The following is a 19,014-nucleotide window of genomic DNA, read 5'->3' as shown; positions in this document are numbered from 1 at the left end:
CTCCTTGCGGGATGTGGCCGCACCGGCGCCGCGCCGCGGTCGGCTCAATACACTCAGTACAGCGAGGCGATGTACTGGGCGAGGTTGGTGATGTCGTCGTCGGTCAGCGTGCGCGAGACGCTGGTCATGTTGCCGCCGTCATTGGTGCGGGTGCGCTCGCGGAAGGCCTTGAGCTGCTTCTCCACGTATTCCGGGTGCTGGCCCGACAGTCGGGGTATCTCGTTCTGCCCCTTCAGTCCGCCAAGATGGCACATCGAGCACAGCGTGTCGTTGGCCTTGGCCGCGCCCAGCTTCACCTTCTCCGGATCGGTCTTCACCTTCAGCGGCGCCGCCTTCTGCGCGGCGAAATACTCCGACAGGTCCTGCATGTCTTCCTTCGACAGGTTGGCGGCCATCGGCGACATCACCGGATCCTTGCGCCGCTCTTCCTTGAAATCGCGCAGCTGCAGGTAGAGGTAGCGGGCGGTCTGTCCCGCCAGCACCGGATACATGCCATTCGCTGAATTGCCATTTGGACCATGGCAGGCGGCGCAGGTTTCGGCCTTGCGCTTGCCGGCCTCCACATCGGCCCTGACGCTTCCGGAAAGCAAAAAGCCGGCGATGCCGGCCAGAATGATGAATGAAGATTTTCCACGCATGAGATGGTGTCCCTGGAAGCCCGGGCGCGGCGAGGCGCCCGGGCGGTTCGCCCTGTCACAGGCCGAAGACGAAGATGCTGTTGCCGCGCTTGAAGTCGAGCTGGGTGTTGCCGCCCGCCGCTACCGCGATGTACTGCTTGCCGTTGACGGTATAGGACACCGGCGGGGCGTTGACGCCGGCGCCGCACTGGAACTTCCACAGCACCTTGCCGGACTTGGCGTCATAGGCCTTGAACCAGCCATTGCCTTCGCCGGCGAACACCAGGTTGCCGGCGGTGGCGAGCGCCCCGCCTATCATCGGCTGGTCGGTCTTTTGCTGCCAGGCGATCTTGCCGGTATCGATGTTCACCGCGGTGACGTTGCCCCATTGCTCCTCGCCCGGAACGTTCTTGAAGGCGCCGCCCAGCCAGATCTTGCCGCCCGGGTAGGGCGAGGCCTCGACCTGGTAGGTCATGGGCTGGTGCAGGTTGACCGCATACGCGAGCCGCGCGGCCGGATGGAAGGCCATGGGCGACCATTCCACGCCGCCGTTCGCGCCCGGCAGCATGCGCGCGCCCTGGGGCGTCGGCAGGGCCCACATGTTTTCCTGCGGGACCATGGCTTCGGAAAAGCGGATCAGCTTGCCGTCGCGCCGGTCATGCACATACACATGGCCGGTCTTGCCGCCGTGGAGCACGCCTGGGATCATCTTGCCGTCCTTGTCCTTGACGTCCACCAGGATGGGCGGACTGACGGCATCGAGGTCCCATACGTCGTGGGCGATGTACTGGTAGTGCCACTTGTACTTGCCGCTGTCGAGGTCGATGGCGACCAGGGAATCGGTGTACAGATTGTCGCCCGGGCGCTCCGCGCCGTACAGGTCGGGCGAGGGATTGCCGACCACGAAAATCACCGTCTTGCTGGCGCGGTCCACCGCCGGCGCCATCCAGACGCCGCCGCCCAGGGTCTTGTAGAAGTCCTTGTTCTTCGCCAGCGCCGCCTTTTCCGCCTCGATGTCGCGCTTCATGTCGCGCCCGGTGGCGTCCTTCGTCGCCCACACGCCTTCATGGCCGGTTTCCGGGATGGTGTAGAAGGTCCACAGCAGCTTGCCGCTGTTGACGTCGAAGGCCTTGACGAAGCCGCGCACGCCATACTCGCCGCCGTTGGTGCCGATCAGCACCTTGTCGTCGATGACGGTCGGCGCCATGGTCTCGCTGTAGCCTTTTTCCGGATCCTCGATCTCGGTCTCCCACAGCTTGCGCCCCGACTTGGCGTCCAGCGCCACCAGCTTGGCGTCGAGCGTGCCCATGAAGAGCTTGTCGCCGGAGACCGCCACGCCCTTGTTGTTGGGACCGCAGCAGAAGGTGGTGACCGGCCCCAGCTTGTGCTTGTAGTGCCAGAACTGCTCGCCGGTGACCGCGTCGATGGCGTACACATGGTTGAAGGCGGTGGTGAGGAACATCACGCCGTTGATCACGATGGGCGCCGTCTCCATCGACTCCACCACCTCGGTCTGGAAAACGAAGGCGGGGCGCAGCTTGGCCACGTTGGTATTGTTGATCTGCTTGCCGGGATAGAAGCGGGTCTGGGCGTAGCTGCCGTTCGAGTGCAGCCAGTTGGCGGCATCCTTGCCGGCGCCGTCGAGCATGGCTTGCGTCACCGGCGCCAGCGATTTCGACATCGGGATCGGCTTGATGCCGGCGCCCCCCTGTATCTCCTGTGCCTGGACCATGGCGCACAGGGCCAGGCCCAGGGCGCCAATACCGTTATTGATTTTTCTCAACGCCATTTCGCATCCTCCGGCAATGATTGGATAAGACTCTCTGTACGGCTCCTTTTTGCGATAGCTTGTGTCGTCATGCGTGTGTCGTTATCGATGGGCCCGGCATGCATCGCCCTGCCTGCCACATCCATCGTAATCCGGGTTTCGAAAACATCAATCCAGTCCCGAGGAGACACTTGATATGCATCGTATTGCGAGACGCTGCGGCGCCGCGCTGGCGCTGGCATGTTCCGGCGCGACGTGGGCGCAGACCGCTTCCATGGACACCAACCGCGACGCGCTGGCGGCGGCCCGTTCCGGCAACCTGCCGAAGCTGCAGACGCTGATCGACCAGCATGCGGCGCCCGATACCCGCAACCGCATCGGCGATTCCCTGCTCATGATCGCCATCAAGAGCAACCGCACCGACATGGCGAGGTACCTGATCGAGCATGGCGCCAGCATCGAACTGGCCAACCTCGCCAGGGTCACGCCGCTGATGGCGGCCGCCTTCGAGGGCAATGCGGAGATCGCCCGCCTGCTGCTGGAGCGGCATGCCGACCCCAATGCCTCGGACCGCGTCAGGAAGACGGCCATGGTCTACGCTGCTGGAGAGGGACGCACCGCCATCGTCGACATGCTCCTGAAGGAAGGCGTGCCGGTGAACCAGCGCTATGCGAACGACCTCACCGCCCTGATGTGGGCCGCCGGCGCCGGCCAGGCCGATACCGTGCGCCTGCTGCTCGAGCGCGGCGCCGATGCCGGCATGCAGGACAACCGCGGCAAGACCGCGGCGCAGATCGCCCGGGAAGCGGGCCATTCCGACGTGGTGGCGCTGCTCGAGCGGGAAGGCGTGCGCTAGCCGCGCTGCGGCCGACGGCGGCAATCGTGTCCGGAGGCGCCACGGCGCCCGGCCGCGTGCGCGTTCGTAATCGAAGCGGGATCGCCGCCGTCTCGAAAAGGAAATCGGCGCCGGGCCGAAGGGCTTCCTTGCCCCGGGAAAAGGCGCCGCCTTGCCCGGATCAGGCGGGCAACGGATGCGCTGCGGCCGTTCGCCAGGGACATTGCCCTCCTGATTTGAGCGCCTAGACTGTGATCGATGGTCTTCCCAATCCACGCTTCAGGAGAACGACATGCCTATCGGAGAACTGTGCAAGATGGACGTGGTGTGCTGCCGCGCCGAGACGACCATTCCGGAAGTGGCGGAACTGATGCGCAGGCATCACGTCGGCGATGTGGTGGTGGTCGGGCGCGAAGCCGAGACGCGCATGCCGATCGGGATCGTCACCGACCGGGACATCGTGGTGGAAGTGGTGGCACAGCGCGTGGACATGGAGATGCTGACCGCCGCCGACATCATGAGCTCGCCTCTGCAGACGGTGGAAGACCACACGGGCTTCGTCGACACGCTGCGCCGCATGTCCGCGCTCAAGGTCAGGCGGCTGCCGGTGGTGCGGCCCGACGGCACGCTCTGCGGCATCGTCTCCATCGACGACATCATCAATACGCTGGCCAGCGAGCTGTCCACCATCACCACCGTGCTGGCCGAGCAGCCCAAGGTGGAAAGCCGGATCCGGCGCTGACCGGTGACCGTGCCCGCCGGCGGGCCGACCGGCATGCCTCCAGGAGGCTGCCGGGAAGCCGTCTTGATTGCGCCCGCTGACTTTGGCCTGGAACCACCGCGAGGATGCAAGGCCTGTACGTATTGACGACCTTGTGTACGCGACGCGCTGCTTCCCGTTCACTGGCCTGGCCGGCTGGCTCCTGCTATACATCGTGCACCATGTCAATAATGGCCGCATGCAACCTAAGCTCGTAGGTCGGGCTGCATCGCCGGAATCATCTCGCCAGGGCGATGCGCCAATGAATGGATAAACTGAAGCAAGGATTTCTTCAGGAAAAATGAGATTCTTGCAGGCCGCTGGCAATGCGACAACTTTCATGCACGCTCATGGTCTAATCCTTACCGCAGTTAAACTGCATTCACGATTCGAAAGGATTTTCCATGAACACCGACCAAATCAAAGGCAGCATCAAGGATACGGCTGGCAAGATCCAGGAAAAGGTGGGACAGGCCACTGACAACCAGCATCAGGTCGACAAAGGTGCCCAGAAGCAGGGCGAGGCCAAGGTCGACAAAGTGGTTGGTGGCGTGAAGGACGTTTTCAACAAGTAACGCCGGCGTGAGTCACGCCTGAATGCGTCGGTCGATCGGTTCTCGACCACGCTCGGAAAAAGCCGCGCACATGCCGCGGCTTTTTCGTTTGCTTCGGCTTTGATGCATTGACCTTGCCATCCTTTCGGCGGTCCCGCGCCGGCCTTGCATCCGGTGCGGCAGAAAGGGCTTACCAAGTCCTTCATAAGGCGCTATAATCATTTTCTTCAGACGCGGGGTGGAGCAGTCTGGCAGCTCGTCGGGCTCATAACCCGAAGGTCGTAGGTTCAAATCCTGCCCCCGCAACCAAACCTTCCTTGTTTTTCCCTCCCAGGTTTTTTCTTCCAGCTTTTCCCTAGTCAAGCCTGTTTTTCCGGTTCGCTTCGGCATTCAACTGCTTCCTGGCGAGCGCCGCCTTGCACTGGCAATGCCGAGCTGCCCCATGTGCCGCCGCACGAATCGATTTCGAACCGTCTTGCCGCCGCTGAAGGCGGCGCAGTTCTGACCCATCATCGGCTGAACCCCCGCGCCGCCACCGCCCAGACGCATTCGACCGTCTCCCCGCGGAAGCCGATGATCTCGTCGTACAGGTTGAGCGTGGGATCGCAATGGCCCGGCACCAGCAGCAGGCGCGTGCCGAGCGGCGGCAGCGCTCCGCTGTCCGTCTCGATGATGCCGTGTTCATCGTTGGCGGCGACATAGCGCAGGGCAGAGGCGGCGCCCGATGCGTCGCCTGGCGCATGGCGAATCCCGGGCAGGCCGGAGTCCACCGCCATCGACTTCAGGCCGGCATCGACGATCACCCGGTCGCCGGCCGCCACGCTCATCACTTCAACATCGATATACAAGCTCTGTTCGAAGCGGAAAGCATCCGCCCATTCGTTGCGGCCGTAATCGCCATCCATGAAAACATAGGAGCCGGGCTGGACTTCGGTGTAGACGCCGCTTGCCAGATCGAACTCGACGCTGCCCGTGCCGCCGCCGGTGACCACATCGCAGGTCACGCCGGCTGTCTGGAGCCGGACGAGCACCTTGCCTGTCTTTTCGGCAGCGCGACGCGCTTCTTCCCGCCGTTCGTCACGGGTGCGCCGGTGCTGGGCTCCGCCGTGATACGCCTGCAGACCGCCAAAGCGAAGCGAGGGATGACGATCGATGCAGTCAACCAGCGCCAGGGCCTGCTCGGCATCGCCCACGCCGCAACGGCGCTGGCCGACGTCTATCTCCACCAGCACCGTGAGGCGCGCCTCGGCCGCGCTCGCCGCTTCGGCCAGCACGGCCACCTGTTGCGCGGCATCGACGCAGACGCTGAGGCGCGCATGGCGCGCCAGCGTTGCCAGCATCCTCGCCTTGGCCGGTCCGGCGATCTCGTTGCTGACATGGATGTCGCTCACGCCCGCGCGCATGAAGGGCAGGGCTTCGCTCACCTTTTGGCAGCAGACGCCGACCGCGCCGCGCGCCACCTGTGCCAGCGCGATAGCCGGGCACTTGTGCGCCTTGGCATGCGGCCGCAGTGCCACGCCGGCGCGCGCCGCATGCGCCTGCATGCGATCGAGATTGCGCTCGAATGCGTCCAGGTCGAGCAGCAAAGAAGGCGTATCGACCTGTGCCAGCGTCATGCCGGGCTGCGCCGCCGGAGGCAGGACGAGTTCCGGTACGTGCAAGGGAGGACGTGTCATGGAGAGGAGCCGGATCGAATCGGATGCTCATTCTAGCGCGTGCCCTCACTCCTCGTCCCCGGTTGCCGCAGGGCTGGCATGGCGCTGCGGCTAGCGCGTGCGCCTGGACGTCCGCTTCACCTTAGGACAGAAAAAATCGCTATGCGCTTCGCTGGCTGCGGCGGCTTGGTGGATTGGGTGCCGATCGGCGTACTGTTGGTCGGGGTCATGCTCCTCTCCTTCATGCGGTCGGCATTGCAGCCAGCATCGATGTTCCGGCACGCGCTCACTGAAGTACTGGCGGCCTCCGTCTGCGTTAACTCCTGCGCGTTGCCGTCTTACACCCGCATCCGCGCTTCGCGCGTCTGCGCACGAGCCATGGCTTGCACGAAACCCTGCATTTCTTCCGCCATGACATCCAGCAGATCATCGATGCTGATGATGCCGGCCAGCAGCCCTTCGGTGGTGGTGACGGGAATGCGGCGCACGCCGCGGGTGCGCATCAGCCCGAGTACTTCATTCACCGAATCGCCTTCTTCCGCGGTGACCGGGTCCGTGCTCATGATGTCGGCCACCCTCAGGGACTGCGGATCGAAGTCGCGCGCCACGCCCATCACGGTGATGTCGCGGTCGGTCAGCATGCCGATCACCGCCCGGCCGCGCGCCGTATCGCTCACCACCACCAGGCTGCCGACGTGATGGTCGCGCATCAGCTGCGCCGCCTGCCTCAGGCTTATGTCTTCCGTCACTACTATCACATCGCGATTGCACAAGTCGCCTACCGTCATGCTGTCATTCATCGCCGTCTCCATGTCTGTCAGGTAAGTTCGAGTCCGATGCGCGGAACCGTCGCGGCCGCCATGCAATTCGGCCCGTCCATGGTGCGCCCTACCGGTGCCGGCGCCGGTTGACCTAGCTCAAAGAGGCCGCAACTCCGCTGGCCTAGCCTGAAACCGAGAAAGGCCCGCGCGCAATGAACGTCAGCCATCGAGGTTTCGATGCAGCATGATCTGCGGTGACTGCGGCAATCATGACGATCAAGGAGAAGACAGCCATGCCCATCAGCGAATGCTGCACCACCAATGTCATTACCTGCGGCAAGGACATGCCGCTGCCGGAAGTCGCCGCGCTGATGCGCCGTCATCATGTCGGCGACGTGGTGGTGGTCGAAGGCGAGGGAAGCGGCGCGCGTCCGATCGGCATCATCACCGACCGCGACATCGTGGTCGAGACGATTGCCTTGCAGCTCGACGTCACCGTCTTCACCGCCGGCGACATGATGAGCAGTCCCCTCGTCGCCGTCAGCGAGACCGACGGCATTCTCGAATCGCTTCGACTGATGCGGGCGCATAACATCCGCCGCCTGCCGGTGCTGGCGCAGTCGGGCGGGCTGTACGGCATCGTCAGCGCCGATGATGTGTTCAGCCTTCTCACCATGGAACTCTCCCTGATGACCGGCGTGGTCGTGGATCAGCAGGATGCCGAACGCCGGCAGCGCCGCGGCGGTTTCGGCCCGAGCGGCAATGCCGGCGCCATCCAGCATTGAGCGGCGCGATGACATCGATCCATGATGGCGCCGGGAAACCGCCGCTGCTGTTCGCGCTGCACGGCAGCAGCGAATTCGGCCAGCGCATCGGGCGCCACCTCGGCCTGGAGCCGGCGGCGCACGAGGAGCGGGAGTTCGAGGATGGCGAGCACAAGACCCGGCCGGTGGACGAGGTGCAGGGCAGGCAGGTGTTCGTGGTGCATGCCTTGCATGCGGACCGCAGCCAGAGCGGCAACGACAAGCTGTGCCGGCTGCTGTTCTTCATCGGCGCCCTGAAGGATGCCGGCGCGGCGCGGGTGACGGCCGTGGTGCCTTACCTTGCCTATGCGCGCAAGGATCGGCGCACCCGTCCGCAGGATGGCGTAGCCACGCGCTATGTGGCGCAGCTGTTCGAGGCGGTCGGCACCGACGCCATTGTCACGATCGATGTGCATAATTCCGCCGCCTTCGACAATGCCTTCCGCATTCCTGCGCAAAACCTGGAGGCGGCGCCACTGTTCGTCGCGGAGCTGCTGCCGGTTGTGGGTCAAGCCGATGTCGTGGTGGTGTCGCCCGACGCCGGCGGCATGAAGCGGGCGGAGCGCCTGAGAGAGCTGCTGGCGCAGCGGCTGGACCGGCCGGTCGGAATCGCCTTCGCGGAAAAGCATCGCAGCGAGCAAGGCTTGAGCGGCGACCTGCTGGTGGGCGACGTCGGCAGCCGCCTCGCCATCCTCTTCGACGACCTGATCAGCACGGGGGCCACGCTGGTGCGCGCTGCCCGGGCTTGTCGTGCCGCCGGCGCGCGCAGCGTGATCGCCTGCGCAACCCATGGCGCTTTTGCGGAGGAGGCCAATACGGTGCTGGCGGATGCGGCGCTGGACCGCATCATCGTCACCGACACCGTGCCGCCATGGCGTCTGGAATCCGAAGCGGTAGGCGCGAAGCTGTCGAGCGTGAGCTGCGCCGGGTTGTTCGCGACGCTGATCGGCGCAACGTAATCACCGTCATTGCCGCTGCAGCAAGGACAAACGTCGTTCAGCTTATAGTTGATCGCAGTCCACCGCGCCGGTTTTTCGCGCCAGTCAGGATGGATGGCATGGTTCATACCGTCAAGGCTTCGGCTGCATGCCCGTCGAGCCGCATGTCATCGCTTCAGTCCTCCGGGCATCATCGCGCAACGAGTGCAAGCCCATGCAGAAGCACAACGACAGCCTCCCATTGCGGCCGGCCGCGCTGGACTCGGACGGCGCCCGGTGGATGCCACCGCCTTTCTTCTCGTCATGCACAACCTGGCGCCGGCCGCGCTGCGGTAGAGCAATCGAACTGGCGGATGCTTAGGCTTGGCACTCCGCCAGCACAGCCCGCGACCGACATGCCGAATACCGCTTGACTCTCCAATCATGGTAAGGTTTATCGTTGAGGGTATGAAAGGAGTACCCCATGGATACCGTCGTCAAGACCAGCATCAAGCCTCAGCAGATCGGCCACAACGAATTGAGCTTCAAGGTCGAAGGAATGACCTGTGCCTCCTGTGTCACGCGGGTGGAAAAGGCTTTGAAGAAGGTGCCCGGTGTGGAAACCGCTTCGGTGAATCTCGCCACCGAGCGGGCCACGGTGCGCGCCGATGCCAGCGTCGGCTTGCAGGCGCTGGCCGACGCGGTGGAGAAAGCCGGCTATGAAGTGCCGGAGGAGTCGGTTTCGCTCTCGATTGCCGGCATGACCTGCGCCTCCTGCGTGGCCCGGGTGGAGAAAGCGCTGAAGAAAGTGCCTGGCGTGACCGATGCTTCGGTCAACCTCGCCACCGAGAAAGCCCAGGTCAAGGCCAGCGGCGTGCCGGTGCATGCCATGATCGCCGCCATCGAGAAGGCTGGCTATGTAGCCAGGCCGGTACACGAAGCCGGCGCGCCGGCGAAGGAGAGCCGAGGCTTGCCGTCATGGTGGCCGGTGGCAGCCTCGGCCCTATTCAGCCTGCCGCTGGTGATGCCCATGATCGGGCTGCTTTTCGGCCGTGATTGGATGCTGCCCGGCTGGCTGCAGCTGGCGCTGGCCACGCCGGTGCAGTTCTGGCTCGGCGCCCGCTTCTACCGCGCCGGCTGGAATGCGCTGCGCAACGGCAGCGGCAATATGGATCTGCTGGTGGCCATCGGCACCAGCGCCGCCTACGGTCTCTCCTTCTATTTGCTGCTGCAACATGGCGGTCACGAAGGCATGCAGCATCTCTACTTCGAATCCTCGGCGGTCGTGATCACCCTGGTCCTGCTCGGCAAGTGGCTGGAGGCCCGCGCCAAGGGCCAGACGGTGGCGGCGCTGAAGGCGCTCGAATCGCTGCGGGCGACGGTCGCCACCGTGCGCCGCGATGGCCAGGAGCGCGAGGTTCCGGTGGGCTCGGTCCGGGTCGGCGACAGGGTGGTGGTGCGGCCGGGCGAGCGGGTGCCGGTGGACGGCCGCATCGTCGAAGGCAGCAGCCATCTCGACGAAGCCCTGCTCACCGGCGAAAGCCTGCCGGTGTCGAAAACGGTCGGCGACAATCTCACCGGCGGCGCCATCAATGCCGAAGGCTTGCTGGTGATGGAAGCCACCGCCGTCGGCGGCGCCACCATGCTGTCGCAGATCATCAAGCTGGTGGAAGATGCGCAGGCGGTGAAGGCGCCGATCCAGCGCCTGGTGGACAAGGTGAGCGCTATCTTCGTGCCGGTGGTGCTGCTGATCTCGCTCATCACCCTGCTCGGCTGGGGCATGATCACCGGCGACTGGCAGCAGGCGCTGCTGAACGCGGTGGCGGTGCAGGTCATCGCCTGCCCCTGCGCGCTCGGGCTGGCCACGCCAACCTCCATCATGGTTGGCACCGGCGCGGCGGCGCGGCATGGCATCCTGATCAAGGATGCGGAGGCGCTGGAAACCGCGCATGCGGTCAGCATGGTGGCCTTCGACAAGACCGGCACGCTCACCGAAGGCAAGCCGACGGTGGCGGCGGTCGACAGCGCCGGCCGCGCCGAGCACGAGCTGCTGGCGCTGGCGCAGGCGGTGCAGCAGTACAGCGACCATCCGCTGGCGCGGGCGGTGCAGGAGGCGGCAGCGGCGCGCGGCATCGCCAGGCTCGCTGCCACCGCGGCCAAGGCCTTGCCCGGGCGCGGCGTGCAGGCCGATGCGGATGGCGCCACCATTTACCTCGGCAACCGGCGGCTGATGCAGGAGATCGGCGCGCCGACGACGGCGCTGGAAATGCAGGCGCAGGCCCATGAAGCCGCCGGCCGCACCGTCTCCTGGCTGGCGGTCAAGCGCGACGATAGCCTCGCGCTGGAAGGCCTGCTGGCCTTCGGCGACAGCATCAAGGCCAGCGCGCGCGAGGCGGTGTCGCGGCTGGCGGCCATGGGCGTGTCGTCCATCATGCTCACCGGCGACAACCCCGGCAGCGCGAAAGCGGTGGCGTCGGCGCTCGGCATCGCCGAGTTCCGCGCCGAGATCCTGCCCGCCGACAAGGCTGGCGCGGTGGCAGAACTCAAACGGGGCGGGCGCCGGGTGGCGATGGTGGGCGACGGCATCAACGATGCGCCAGCCCTGGCGGCGGCGGACGTGGGCATCGCGCTGTCCACCGGCACCGACGTCGCCATGCATGCCGCCGGCATCACCCTGATGCGCGGCGACCCGGCGCTGGTGGCGGACGCGATCGACGTCTCGCGCCGCACCTACCGCAAGATCAAGCAGAATCTGTTCTGGGCCTTCATCTACAACCTGGTCGGCATCCCGCTTGCCGCCTTCGGCGTGCTCAACCCGGTTATCGCTGGCGCGGCGATGGCCTTCAGTTCGGTTAGCGTGGTGACGAATGCGTTGCTGTTGCGGGGGTGGCGGCCGGCGGGGCGGTGAAGCCTGGCGGACTTCGATCGATCGCCATGGCTCAAGCGACCGCATGATAGTGGGCATTCACGTTGCCGGGCAGGATGGGTAACTCTCAAGGCGTTTGACTATGGTTGCCCGCTGTTGCGGGTGTCGCAAATATGACAAGGTCAAACCGGGAATAGCACATGACGGCGACGCGAACAAATCCAGATTGCACATGGGCGGCATCACCAGTCAATCTCATCCGGTATCCGGATAACTTGCCGCCCGCCCAGTGGCGCTGGGGTGGCTGCGCTGGCCACGGAACCGACTCTATCGCGTCGCTATAACGCGATAGTTTGTCGAGTCCTTGGCTTAATGGGGCCAGCAGTGCTCAGAGTGGCAAGGCTTTCCATCCTGCTTCTACACGTATTCAATGCCATCATTCGCCCCTGAGTGCCATGCAGGAGTAGTTGTGTAATTCCTAAATTAGCGAAATCGTCCGTTCTGGTTAAGCGGGTGGCATTGCAATTGCAGAGCCTTGTGCGCGAGGCCCGTCACTGCGGCCTCTAACCAATTTAAGGGGAGATGTCATGCCTAATGACCTTAGCGTAAGCCGCGGTAACCAACCATCAGCCGCATCTCAAGCCGAACCGAAGCCAGCGGCGCCGGCCATCTCGAAGTCGCCAGCATCAACCAATTCAACACTAACTAGTCAAGAATTCAATGCAACGAAGGCAGAGTTAAACAAGACCATCGCTAAGATCTTGAACCTTACTCAGGGCCAGATTGGAGACCAGGGTCATCGAATTAGGGATGCAGCCGCGCTTCTCGTGAATTATTTAAACAACCCGGAATTGGATACTGGCTTGAAACAGCAAGCAATGGACTTGGGCACTCAGCTCTTCTCCCTTGGGAACCGGCTTGGATGGCTCAACCAGAAAGGTTTCGATGAGTTTTTGCCTCGTGCATTGGCTTGGGCCAATCGATCTGTCGGGAACACTGCAACGCAAACGCCTTCTTCCGCTTCGCAAACTGAGCCAACAAACTCTCAACAATCTGCCACTGGTGATGTCCAGCAAACATCGACTGCCGCTCAATCGGCCGCAGCGCAGCCGGAAGCAGACTCTGCTAACCCTAGCGATAATTCCTCGCAACCTGCGACCACTTCCAATAACACCGCTAATCAAACTAACGAAGCAGATCAGTCGGCCACATCTCAAATTGCCTTGGTCAAGTCCATGCTGGAGACAATCAGTAGCGAGATGATTGGCTTGAATTCCCAAGCGATGGGCTTCCCTATTGATCAAGTTATTGCCGCTGCAAAGGCGAAGGTTGCTGAGCTCTCGACGTCAAAAGACTTAAGTGAGGTCAAAAAGCAAGAAATAAAGGAGCTTGAAGAGCAAGCAGTCAAATTGGAGAAATTCATTAAAGATAATCCGAATATCAAGACTCTAGGCGACTTGCTAAAGGTGATGAACGACCAGCTCGACTCCAAGGGGACGGATATGGATGAAGCAAACGCGACGGCGATTGGCGCGCTGATTAACCTCTATAGTGTGTTGAATCCTGGCTCCTCCCTGAATAAAATCTCGCGGCAAGCGCAGACTGATGGGAAAACACGCTAATTGGAGCTCTGGCTGAGTCATCATGGGTAATCTGGAACTCCGGACATGGAAGCCCTAGGTTGCCAACCAGCGTTTCACGGCGCGGCGCTTCATCACCCGAATCTACGCAGCAGCGTAGCGCCTCCCACCAGATTCAGTCAGCGAAACTAATGGCAGCTCAATCCAACGCCCGCAACTTCCGCATGATCTCCGCCAGCCAATACGCCTTGCTGACGAACTAAAAGCTGCGGATGCTGGCGTTTCCTCGTTTAGCTCCGTTGCGGGATAGACGGAGGCGAGCACCACCTTGATACCAGGGACCAGCTTGCACGCTTCCTGAGCAAGCACGACGCCGTTGATGTCGGGCATCACCATGTCGGAAAAGAGGACATTGATGTCGCGCGTGCGCTTCAGGATCTCCAGCACATCCGGTTGGTCGTTCACCACCAGCGCCTTGCCGGTGCCGACATTGGTCTCTGCCAATCCAAGCAGCTGTTGGTATCGCGTCTGCGCAACGGTGAGATGGTAGTCATTGACAATCTGTGCGACGATCAAGTGCACGGCTCCCGGAATGCAATCCAGGCCAAAGCAACAATTAATGCATCCGCCGCCTTGCTAGCCGGATCTGCTAACGATTGAGCGGTGCCATGTAATGTTGAAGGCCAAGCTGCGCCATCTTAAGACCCGGGCACGTTCAATGCTTGACGAGGTGCTCAGTTAGCCAATCAACACCGTTAGCAATACCGATGCTGGCACTCGATTCAAACAATACGACTGTCCTTCAAACCTATCTGCAAAGCGCAGTGATTTCACTCGGCCTCAACGCTTATATTAAGGAATCCTAATAATGGAGTTCGATAATAATCCGGCAATAATTGCACTGATGAGAAGAATGAAGCGCGATGGGAAAACCAGTGCCGATATTTTGTATGTTTTGGTTGACTACGATCTGAATGTGTCTGAAATGATGTGCCACTTCTGGGAAGCCTTCAATCTTAAGTTCGATGACGTCACTTGTATTGGCGGGTGGTCCCCGGACGGTTCCGGTGAATTATCAGATGAAGCAATATCTGCCTTCATCGATCCTGAGATTGCTAGAAAATGGGTAGATGAAGCCTCTGGAAACAGGCAACTGTGACTGAACTTGACAGTGCATATGATTCTTACGCCAGGCAGTCATCTACAACATTTCCTAAAGATTGACTGCCATTTTTAAGGGCCATTTGCAGTTACAGGTTTGGAAGCATCGAAGTGAGTTTCCATTTGCGGGCGAGCAAACCGGATGGTGTCTTTTCCTCCAAAAACCAGGACAATGAATTCGGGTTGCAGAGCGACTACTTCCTTGAAAGCTGGCGGTGAACTCTTCCAGCTCAATCCACCGCCCGCAGTTTACGCATAATCTCCGCCAGCCGATACGGCTTGCTCACGAACTGGAAGCTGCGGATGCTGGCGTTCTCCTCGTTCAGCGCCGGCGCCGGATAGCCGGAGGCGAGCACTACCTTGATGCCAGGGACCAGCTTGCGCGCTTCCTGGGCAAGCACGACGCCGTTGATGTCGGGCATCACAACGTCGGAAAAGAGGACATCGATGTCCGGCGTGCGCTTCAAGATCTCCAGCGCGCCGGCGGCGTTGTTCGCCGAGAGCACGTCGTAGCCCATGCTGCGGAACATCTCGGCCGCCACCTCCAGCACATCCGGCTGATCGTCCACCACCAGCGCCTTGTCGTTGCCCGCATTGGTCTCGGCCGACGCCAGGTCCCGGCTGTCTTCGGCACCCAGGGCCGGGAGGTAGATCGAAATCACGGTCCCCTTTCCGACTTCGGTGGCGATTTCCAGATCGCCGCCGCATTGCTGCACCAAACCATATACCTGGCTCAAGCCCATGCCGGTGCCCTTGCCTACCTCCTTGGTGGTGAAGAAGGGCTCGATGGCGCGGGCGGCGACGTCCGGCGACATGCCGCAGCCGGTATCGGCGACCGTCACCTTGATGAACTGCCCGGCCGGCAGGTGATCGACCTGGTTCTCGCCCAGCTGCACGTTCTCCGTGGAGAGCGTCAGCGTGCCGCCATCCGGCATCGCGTCGCGCGCATTGCTGACCAGGTTCAGCAGCGCCGCCTCGAACTGGGCGGCATCGATCTGCACCGGACGCAGCGCCGGGTCCATCCTGAGGTCGAAGCGTATCGATTCATCGATCGCGCGCCGCAGCACCGCCTCGAACTTGCCGATCACGGCGTTGAGGTTGTACCGGTCCTGCCGCAGCGGCTGCTGCCGGGCGAAGGACAGCAACTGCTGGGTCAGCGTGGCGCCGCGCGTGACCGCGCGCTGCATCGCCGCCATCATCTTGATGCCGGTCTGGCTTTGCACTTCGCGGGCCAGGATTTCCAGACCGGTGGAGAGCACGCCCAGCAGGTTGTTGAAGTCATGGGCGACGCCCCCGGTCAGCTTGCCGATGGCTTCCAGCTTCTGCGATTGGAACAGCGCTTCCTTGGCCCGCTCCAAGGCCTGGGCGGCATCGCGCCGTTCGGTGATGTCGCGCGTGACCTTGGCGAAGCCGAGCAGCCCGCCCTGATCGTCGCGGATCGCGTCGATGACCACGTTCGCCCAGAAGCGGGTGCCATCCTTGCGCACCCGCCAGCCTTCGTTCTCGAAGCGGCCCTCGCGCGGGGCGGTTTCCAGCGCGCGCGCAGGCAGGCCGATGGCGCGATCCTCCTCGGTGTAGAAGCGGGAGAAGTGCTGGCCGATAATCTCTTCCGGCGCATAGCCCTTGATGCGCTGGGCGCCGGCATTCCAGTTGCTGACCTCGCCCTGCGGCGAGAGCATGAAGATGGCGTAATCGGTCACGCCCTGCACCAGGAAGCGAAAGCGCTGCTCGCTCTCCAGCATGGCGTCGCGCGCCTTCTTCTGCTCGGTGATGTCGCGCGTGATCTTGGCGAAGCCTGCCAGATTGCCCTGCTCGTCGCGGATCGGGTCGATCACCACGCTGGCCCAGAAGCGCGTCCCATCCTTGCGCACCCGCCAGCCTTCTTCCTCGTATTTGCCTTCCTTGAGCGCAGTCTGCAGCACCCAGGCCGGCTTGTCCTTGGCACGGTCTTCCTCGGTATAGAAAAGCGAAAAATGCCGGCCTATGATTTCGTCGGACGTGTATCCCTTGAATCGCTGCGCGCCGGCATTCCAGCTGACGACATTGCCTTCCGGGGACAGCATGTAGATCGCGTAGTCGTTGACGCCGGAAACGAGCAGGTGAAAGCGGGCGGCATCGGACGGTTGGGACATCGAATAAAAAACCTAAGGGGATAAACAGGATGCGCAACGAACCAATTGTTAGTTTTCATTGGTGCGTCTGCGCTTGGCAACCGTAGATTTTACTCCTGACGTCCATGGCGATGTGGCAGCAAGCTGCCATGGCATGCGGGAAACCGGCTGCTGAAAAACTTCGGGTTCCCTGCCGAGCGCAATAAAGCTTGCTGTAACAGGCACTTGGCATGCATCTTAGATGCGAATCAAATGATCGTGCTCCAGTCCTCTGCGAAACCCTAGCCATGACTAGCATGCGGGTAAGAAAAGTTTGGCCATAAGCATCAATGACAAAGAAGCCATTCGCCGGCGGCGGCGACATCGCCGCACGCTTGCGGTTGCATGACTGGTCGAGCTTTTCTACCGGCGCGGTAGTGGCGCAAATGGACGTAACCGACCGCATTCGGGCGGAAGCGGCGCTGCGTGAAGCGGACCGGCGCAAGGATGAATTTCTGGCCATGCTCGCGCTTGAGCTGCGCAATCCGCTGGCGCCCATCGCGTCGGCTGCGGACCTGCTGCTCACGACCGGCCCGGATCCGGAACGTTAGCGGCGAACCAGCGAAATCATCGCGCGCCAGGCCAGGCACATGGCCGGCCTGGTCGACGGCTTGCTCGATGTCTCGCGCGTGACCCGCGGCTTGATCACCCTCGACCGTCAGGCCTTGGACATGGCCGACATCATCAACGATGCGGTGGAGCAGGCGCGGCCGCTGATCGAGCGGCACCGACATCAGTTGGCACTGCGGCTGCCACCTGGTTCCGTCCTGGTGGAAGGCGATCGCAAACGCCTGGTGCAGGTGATGGCGAATCTGCTCAGCAATGCCGCCAAGTACACGCCGGACGGCGGCCGGATCGTCTTGGACATGGAGGTCGATGCGCGGCAGGTGGGCGTGCGCGTATCCGACAACGGCATTGGCATGGATTCCGCCATGCTGGCCCAGGCCTTCGATCTTTTCACGCAGGCCAAACGCAGCCACGACCGTTCGCAAGGCGGCCTGGGCATCGGACTTGCCCTGGTCAGAAGCCTGGTGGAGCTGCATGGCGGCTCCGTTCGCGCCGAGAGCGACGGTATCGGCCACGGTTGCCGGTTCATCGTGGCGGTGCCGCGCAGTAAGGCCGCGCCTTCGCAGTGACGCAAACTCCGCCTGCATGGGCGGAGGTGCAACGGCATCAACAGATTTCCGGCCGCGTCACGCAGCAAGTGCTGGCTCGATCCAGGCGGCCGGCTGAATATTTCGCCGCGTTGCGGACAGCCTGGAGCCGCTGCTTTTTCCGTCATCCTCTTTGCGCCAAGGTGCGCCGGTCCTCGCGCCGGCCTTGGAGGAAATTATTATCTTGACGTTTTTGATTCACATCAAATACCCCGCTTTCGGCGTTTCCCCTGCGCCGATAGGATGAAATTCTGATTATGCCGAGTACCGCGGGCACCGCCTGCGGCGGCATGAGCGGAGAGCCACGCATGAGCCTCCTCATGCCATGACCTCCGAAAACTGGAATAGGCATGGACCAGCCGCCCGGCATCAAGCCGCCCAACGATGTGGACCGGCCACTTTACGCCGCCCTGGGCCGACTGACTGGAGCGCCGCGCCGCCGTCCATCGGCGCGCCGGCGGCGGGCTATCCGCCGCTGCTGCCGGCGCCCGGCATTCATGTATTCGAACGATGAGAAGCGCATCCCCTTGCTGAAGCAGCCGGTGTGCCCGTCATCCAGCCATTGATCCCCCGAGGAGCCGCCATGAGATACCGAACCATTGCCGTCCACGTCAACGATTCCGATCACAACGCCGAGCGCGTGCGCATCGCCGCCGACCTGGCGCTGCGCAACGACGCCCATCTGGTGGGCGTGGCCGTCACCGGCCTGCCTGCGGCCCTGTACATGCCGGGCATGGCCGACGAGGCGGTGCTGCTGTCCGCCTACCTCGACACCATGAACCGGCAGGCGGCCGATGCGCTCGCCGAGTTCGAAGGCGTGGCCGACCGCGCCGGCGTCGCGCTGTTCGAGAAGCGGGTGGTGGAGGACGATCCCGGCGTGGCGCTGTGCCTGCAGGCGCGCTACAGCGACCTGGTGGTGATCGGCCAGGACGACCCGGATGAATCCCTGCTCGGCCAGCGCGCCGACATGCCGGCCTACGTGGTGCTGAACGCCGGCAGGCCGGTGCTGATCGTGCCCTATGCCGGCACTTTCAACAGCGTCGGCAAGCGCATCGTGGTGGCCTGGGATGGCGGCGTGCAATCCTCGCGCGCCGTAAGCCTGGCGATGCCCTTCCTGATGCAGGCGGAGCAGGTGCAGGTGGCGCTGTTCGATGCGCAGGCCGAGACGCCGCTGGACGAGCTGCCGGGCGCCGACATCGGCCAGTACTTCGCCCGCCACGGCATCAACGTCGAAGTCTCGCGCGAGTCGGCCGGCGACGACATCGACATCGGCAATGCGCTGCTGTCGCACCTGTCCGACTTCGGCGCCGACCTGCTGGTCATGGGCGGCTACGGCCACTCCCGCTTCCGCGAAATCCTGCTCGGCGGCGTCACGCGCACCGTGCTGCAGGCGATGACGGCGCCGGTGCTGATGACGCATTGAGGGAAGGAGA

General features: G+C 63.0%; 18 protein-coding genes and 1 tRNA gene. 13 read left to right on the top strand and 6 right to left on the bottom strand.

Annotated features, from left to right (window positions below; genetic code table 11):
• Positions 1 to 53: 53 nt before the first annotated feature.
• Together CHB88_RS08130 and CHB88_RS08125 are read right to left on the bottom strand one after the other, a co-directional pair.
• Entirely contained in the window at positions 54 to 638 is a 585-nt protein-coding gene (locus tag CHB88_RS08130; protein WP_089398799.1) for a c-type cytochrome, read from the bottom strand.
• A 55-nt stretch (positions 639 to 693) separates the two neighbouring features.
• The gene (locus tag CHB88_RS08125; RefSeq protein ID WP_245844840.1) at positions 694 to 2,349 is read right to left on the bottom strand and encodes a pyrroloquinoline quinone-dependent dehydrogenase; all 1,656 of its coding nucleotides are present in this window, start codon (positions 2,347 to 2,349) and stop codon (positions 694 to 696) included.
• A gap of 232 nt (positions 2,350 to 2,581) precedes the next feature.
• On the opposite strand from CHB88_RS08125, the gene CHB88_RS08120 reads away from it, so the two are divergent.
• The 4 genes from CHB88_RS08120 to CHB88_RS08105 all read left to right on the top strand — a co-directional run bounded on the left by CHB88_RS08120 (position 2,582) and on the right by CHB88_RS08105 (position 4,843).
• Positions 2,582 to 3,241: an ankyrin repeat domain-containing protein gene (locus CHB88_RS08120; protein ID WP_089398797.1), complete on the top strand. Its 660-nt coding sequence runs from the start codon at positions 2,582 to 2,584 to the stop codon at positions 3,239 to 3,241.
• A 271-nt stretch (positions 3,242 to 3,512) separates the two neighbouring features.
• Positions 3,513 to 3,962, top strand: coding sequence for a CBS domain-containing protein (locus CHB88_RS08115; protein ID WP_089398796.1), 450 nt, complete (start codon positions 3,513 to 3,515; stop codon positions 3,960 to 3,962).
• A gap of 422 nt (positions 3,963 to 4,384) precedes the next feature.
• Complete coding sequence (locus CHB88_RS08110; RefSeq protein ID WP_089398795.1) at positions 4,385 to 4,555, top strand: CsbD family protein; 171 nt, start codon at positions 4,385 to 4,387, stop codon at positions 4,553 to 4,555.
• Between the two features lie 211 nt (positions 4,556 to 4,766).
• A tRNA-Met gene (locus CHB88_RS08105) sits at positions 4,767 to 4,843 on the top strand.
• Between the two features lie 200 nt (positions 4,844 to 5,043).
• Here the strand turns inward: CHB88_RS08105 and CHB88_RS08100 are convergent.
• Together CHB88_RS08100 and CHB88_RS08095 are read right to left on the bottom strand one after the other, a co-directional pair.
• Entirely contained in the window at positions 5,044 to 6,210 is a 1,167-nt protein-coding gene (locus CHB88_RS08100; protein WP_089398794.1) for a DSD1 family PLP-dependent enzyme, read from the bottom strand.
• Positions 6,211 to 6,527: 317 nt separating this feature from the next.
• On the bottom strand, positions 6,528 to 6,989 hold the full coding sequence (locus CHB88_RS08095; RefSeq protein ID WP_176442375.1) for a CBS domain-containing protein: 462 nt from the start codon (positions 6,987 to 6,989) through the stop codon (positions 6,528 to 6,530).
• A gap of 254 nt (positions 6,990 to 7,243) precedes the next feature.
• Here CHB88_RS08095 and CHB88_RS08090 point away from each other — a divergent pair, with 254 nt between their 5' ends.
• The 4 genes from CHB88_RS08090 to CHB88_RS24350 all read left to right on the top strand — a co-directional run bounded on the left by CHB88_RS08090 (position 7,244) and on the right by CHB88_RS24350 (position 13,158).
• On the top strand, positions 7,244 to 7,735 hold the full coding sequence (locus CHB88_RS08090) for a CBS domain-containing protein (RefSeq protein ID WP_089398863.1): 492 nt from the start codon (positions 7,244 to 7,246) through the stop codon (positions 7,733 to 7,735).
• Between the two features lie 8 nt (positions 7,736 to 7,743).
• Positions 7,744 to 8,712 (top strand): ribose-phosphate diphosphokinase, encoded by a 969-nt coding sequence (locus tag CHB88_RS08085; RefSeq protein WP_089398792.1) that lies wholly within the window; start codon positions 7,744 to 7,746, stop codon positions 8,710 to 8,712.
• Between the two features lie 442 nt (positions 8,713 to 9,154).
• Complete coding sequence (locus CHB88_RS08080) at positions 9,155 to 11,578, top strand: heavy metal translocating P-type ATPase (protein WP_089398791.1); 2,424 nt, start codon at positions 9,155 to 9,157, stop codon at positions 11,576 to 11,578.
• Between the two features lie 545 nt (positions 11,579 to 12,123).
• Entirely contained in the window at positions 12,124 to 13,158 is a 1,035-nt protein-coding gene (locus CHB88_RS24350; RefSeq protein ID WP_143131185.1) for a hypothetical protein, read from the top strand.
• A gap of 102 nt (positions 13,159 to 13,260) precedes the next feature.
• Here the strand turns inward: CHB88_RS24350 and CHB88_RS08070 are convergent, their stop codons facing one another.
• Positions 13,261 to 13,692 (bottom strand): response regulator, encoded by a 432-nt coding sequence (locus CHB88_RS08070; RefSeq protein ID WP_089398789.1) that lies wholly within the window; start codon positions 13,690 to 13,692, stop codon positions 13,261 to 13,263.
• 292 nt (positions 13,693 to 13,984) lie between these two features.
• Between CHB88_RS08070 and CHB88_RS08065 the strand changes: the two genes are divergently transcribed.
• Entirely contained in the window at positions 13,985 to 14,275 is a 291-nt protein-coding gene (locus CHB88_RS08065; RefSeq protein WP_089398788.1) for a hypothetical protein, read from the top strand.
• Between the two features lie 232 nt (positions 14,276 to 14,507).
• Here CHB88_RS08065 and CHB88_RS08060 read toward each other — a convergent pair whose 3' ends face one another.
• Complete coding sequence (locus tag CHB88_RS08060) at positions 14,508 to 16,409, bottom strand: hybrid sensor histidine kinase/response regulator (protein WP_245844821.1); 1,902 nt, start codon at positions 16,407 to 16,409, stop codon at positions 14,508 to 14,510.
• 308 nt (positions 16,410 to 16,717) lie between these two features.
• On the opposite strand from CHB88_RS08060, the gene CHB88_RS25575 reads away from it, so the two are divergent.
• The 4 genes from CHB88_RS25575 to CHB88_RS08045 all read left to right on the top strand — a co-directional run bounded on the left by CHB88_RS25575 (position 16,718) and on the right by CHB88_RS08045 (position 19,004).
• Positions 16,718 to 16,978, top strand: coding sequence for a hypothetical protein (locus CHB88_RS25575; protein ID WP_245844819.1), 261 nt, complete (start codon positions 16,718 to 16,720; stop codon positions 16,976 to 16,978).
• 39 nt (positions 16,979 to 17,017) lie between these two features.
• Positions 17,018 to 17,563 carry a sensor histidine kinase gene (locus tag CHB88_RS25570; RefSeq protein WP_245844817.1) on the top strand — a complete coding sequence of 182 codons (546 nt, stop codon included), beginning with the start codon at positions 17,018 to 17,020 and terminating at the stop codon, positions 17,561 to 17,563.
• Between the two features lie 368 nt (positions 17,564 to 17,931).
• Positions 17,932 to 18,147: a hypothetical protein gene (locus CHB88_RS08050; RefSeq protein WP_089398787.1), complete on the top strand. Its 216-nt coding sequence runs from the start codon at positions 17,932 to 17,934 to the stop codon at positions 18,145 to 18,147.
• A gap of 17 nt (positions 18,148 to 18,164) precedes the next feature.
• A complete protein-coding gene (locus tag CHB88_RS08045) occupies positions 18,165 to 19,004 on the top strand; it encodes a universal stress protein (protein WP_089398786.1) in 840 nt (279 codons plus the stop codon).
• Positions 19,005 to 19,014 lie beyond the last annotated feature (10 nt).

This window comes from Noviherbaspirillum humi, assembly GCF_900188095.1.
GTDB classification, from domain to species: domain Bacteria; phylum Pseudomonadota; class Gammaproteobacteria; order Burkholderiales; family Burkholderiaceae_D; genus Noviherbaspirillum; species Noviherbaspirillum humi.
This window is presented reverse-complemented; position numbering and strand designations above follow the sequence as displayed.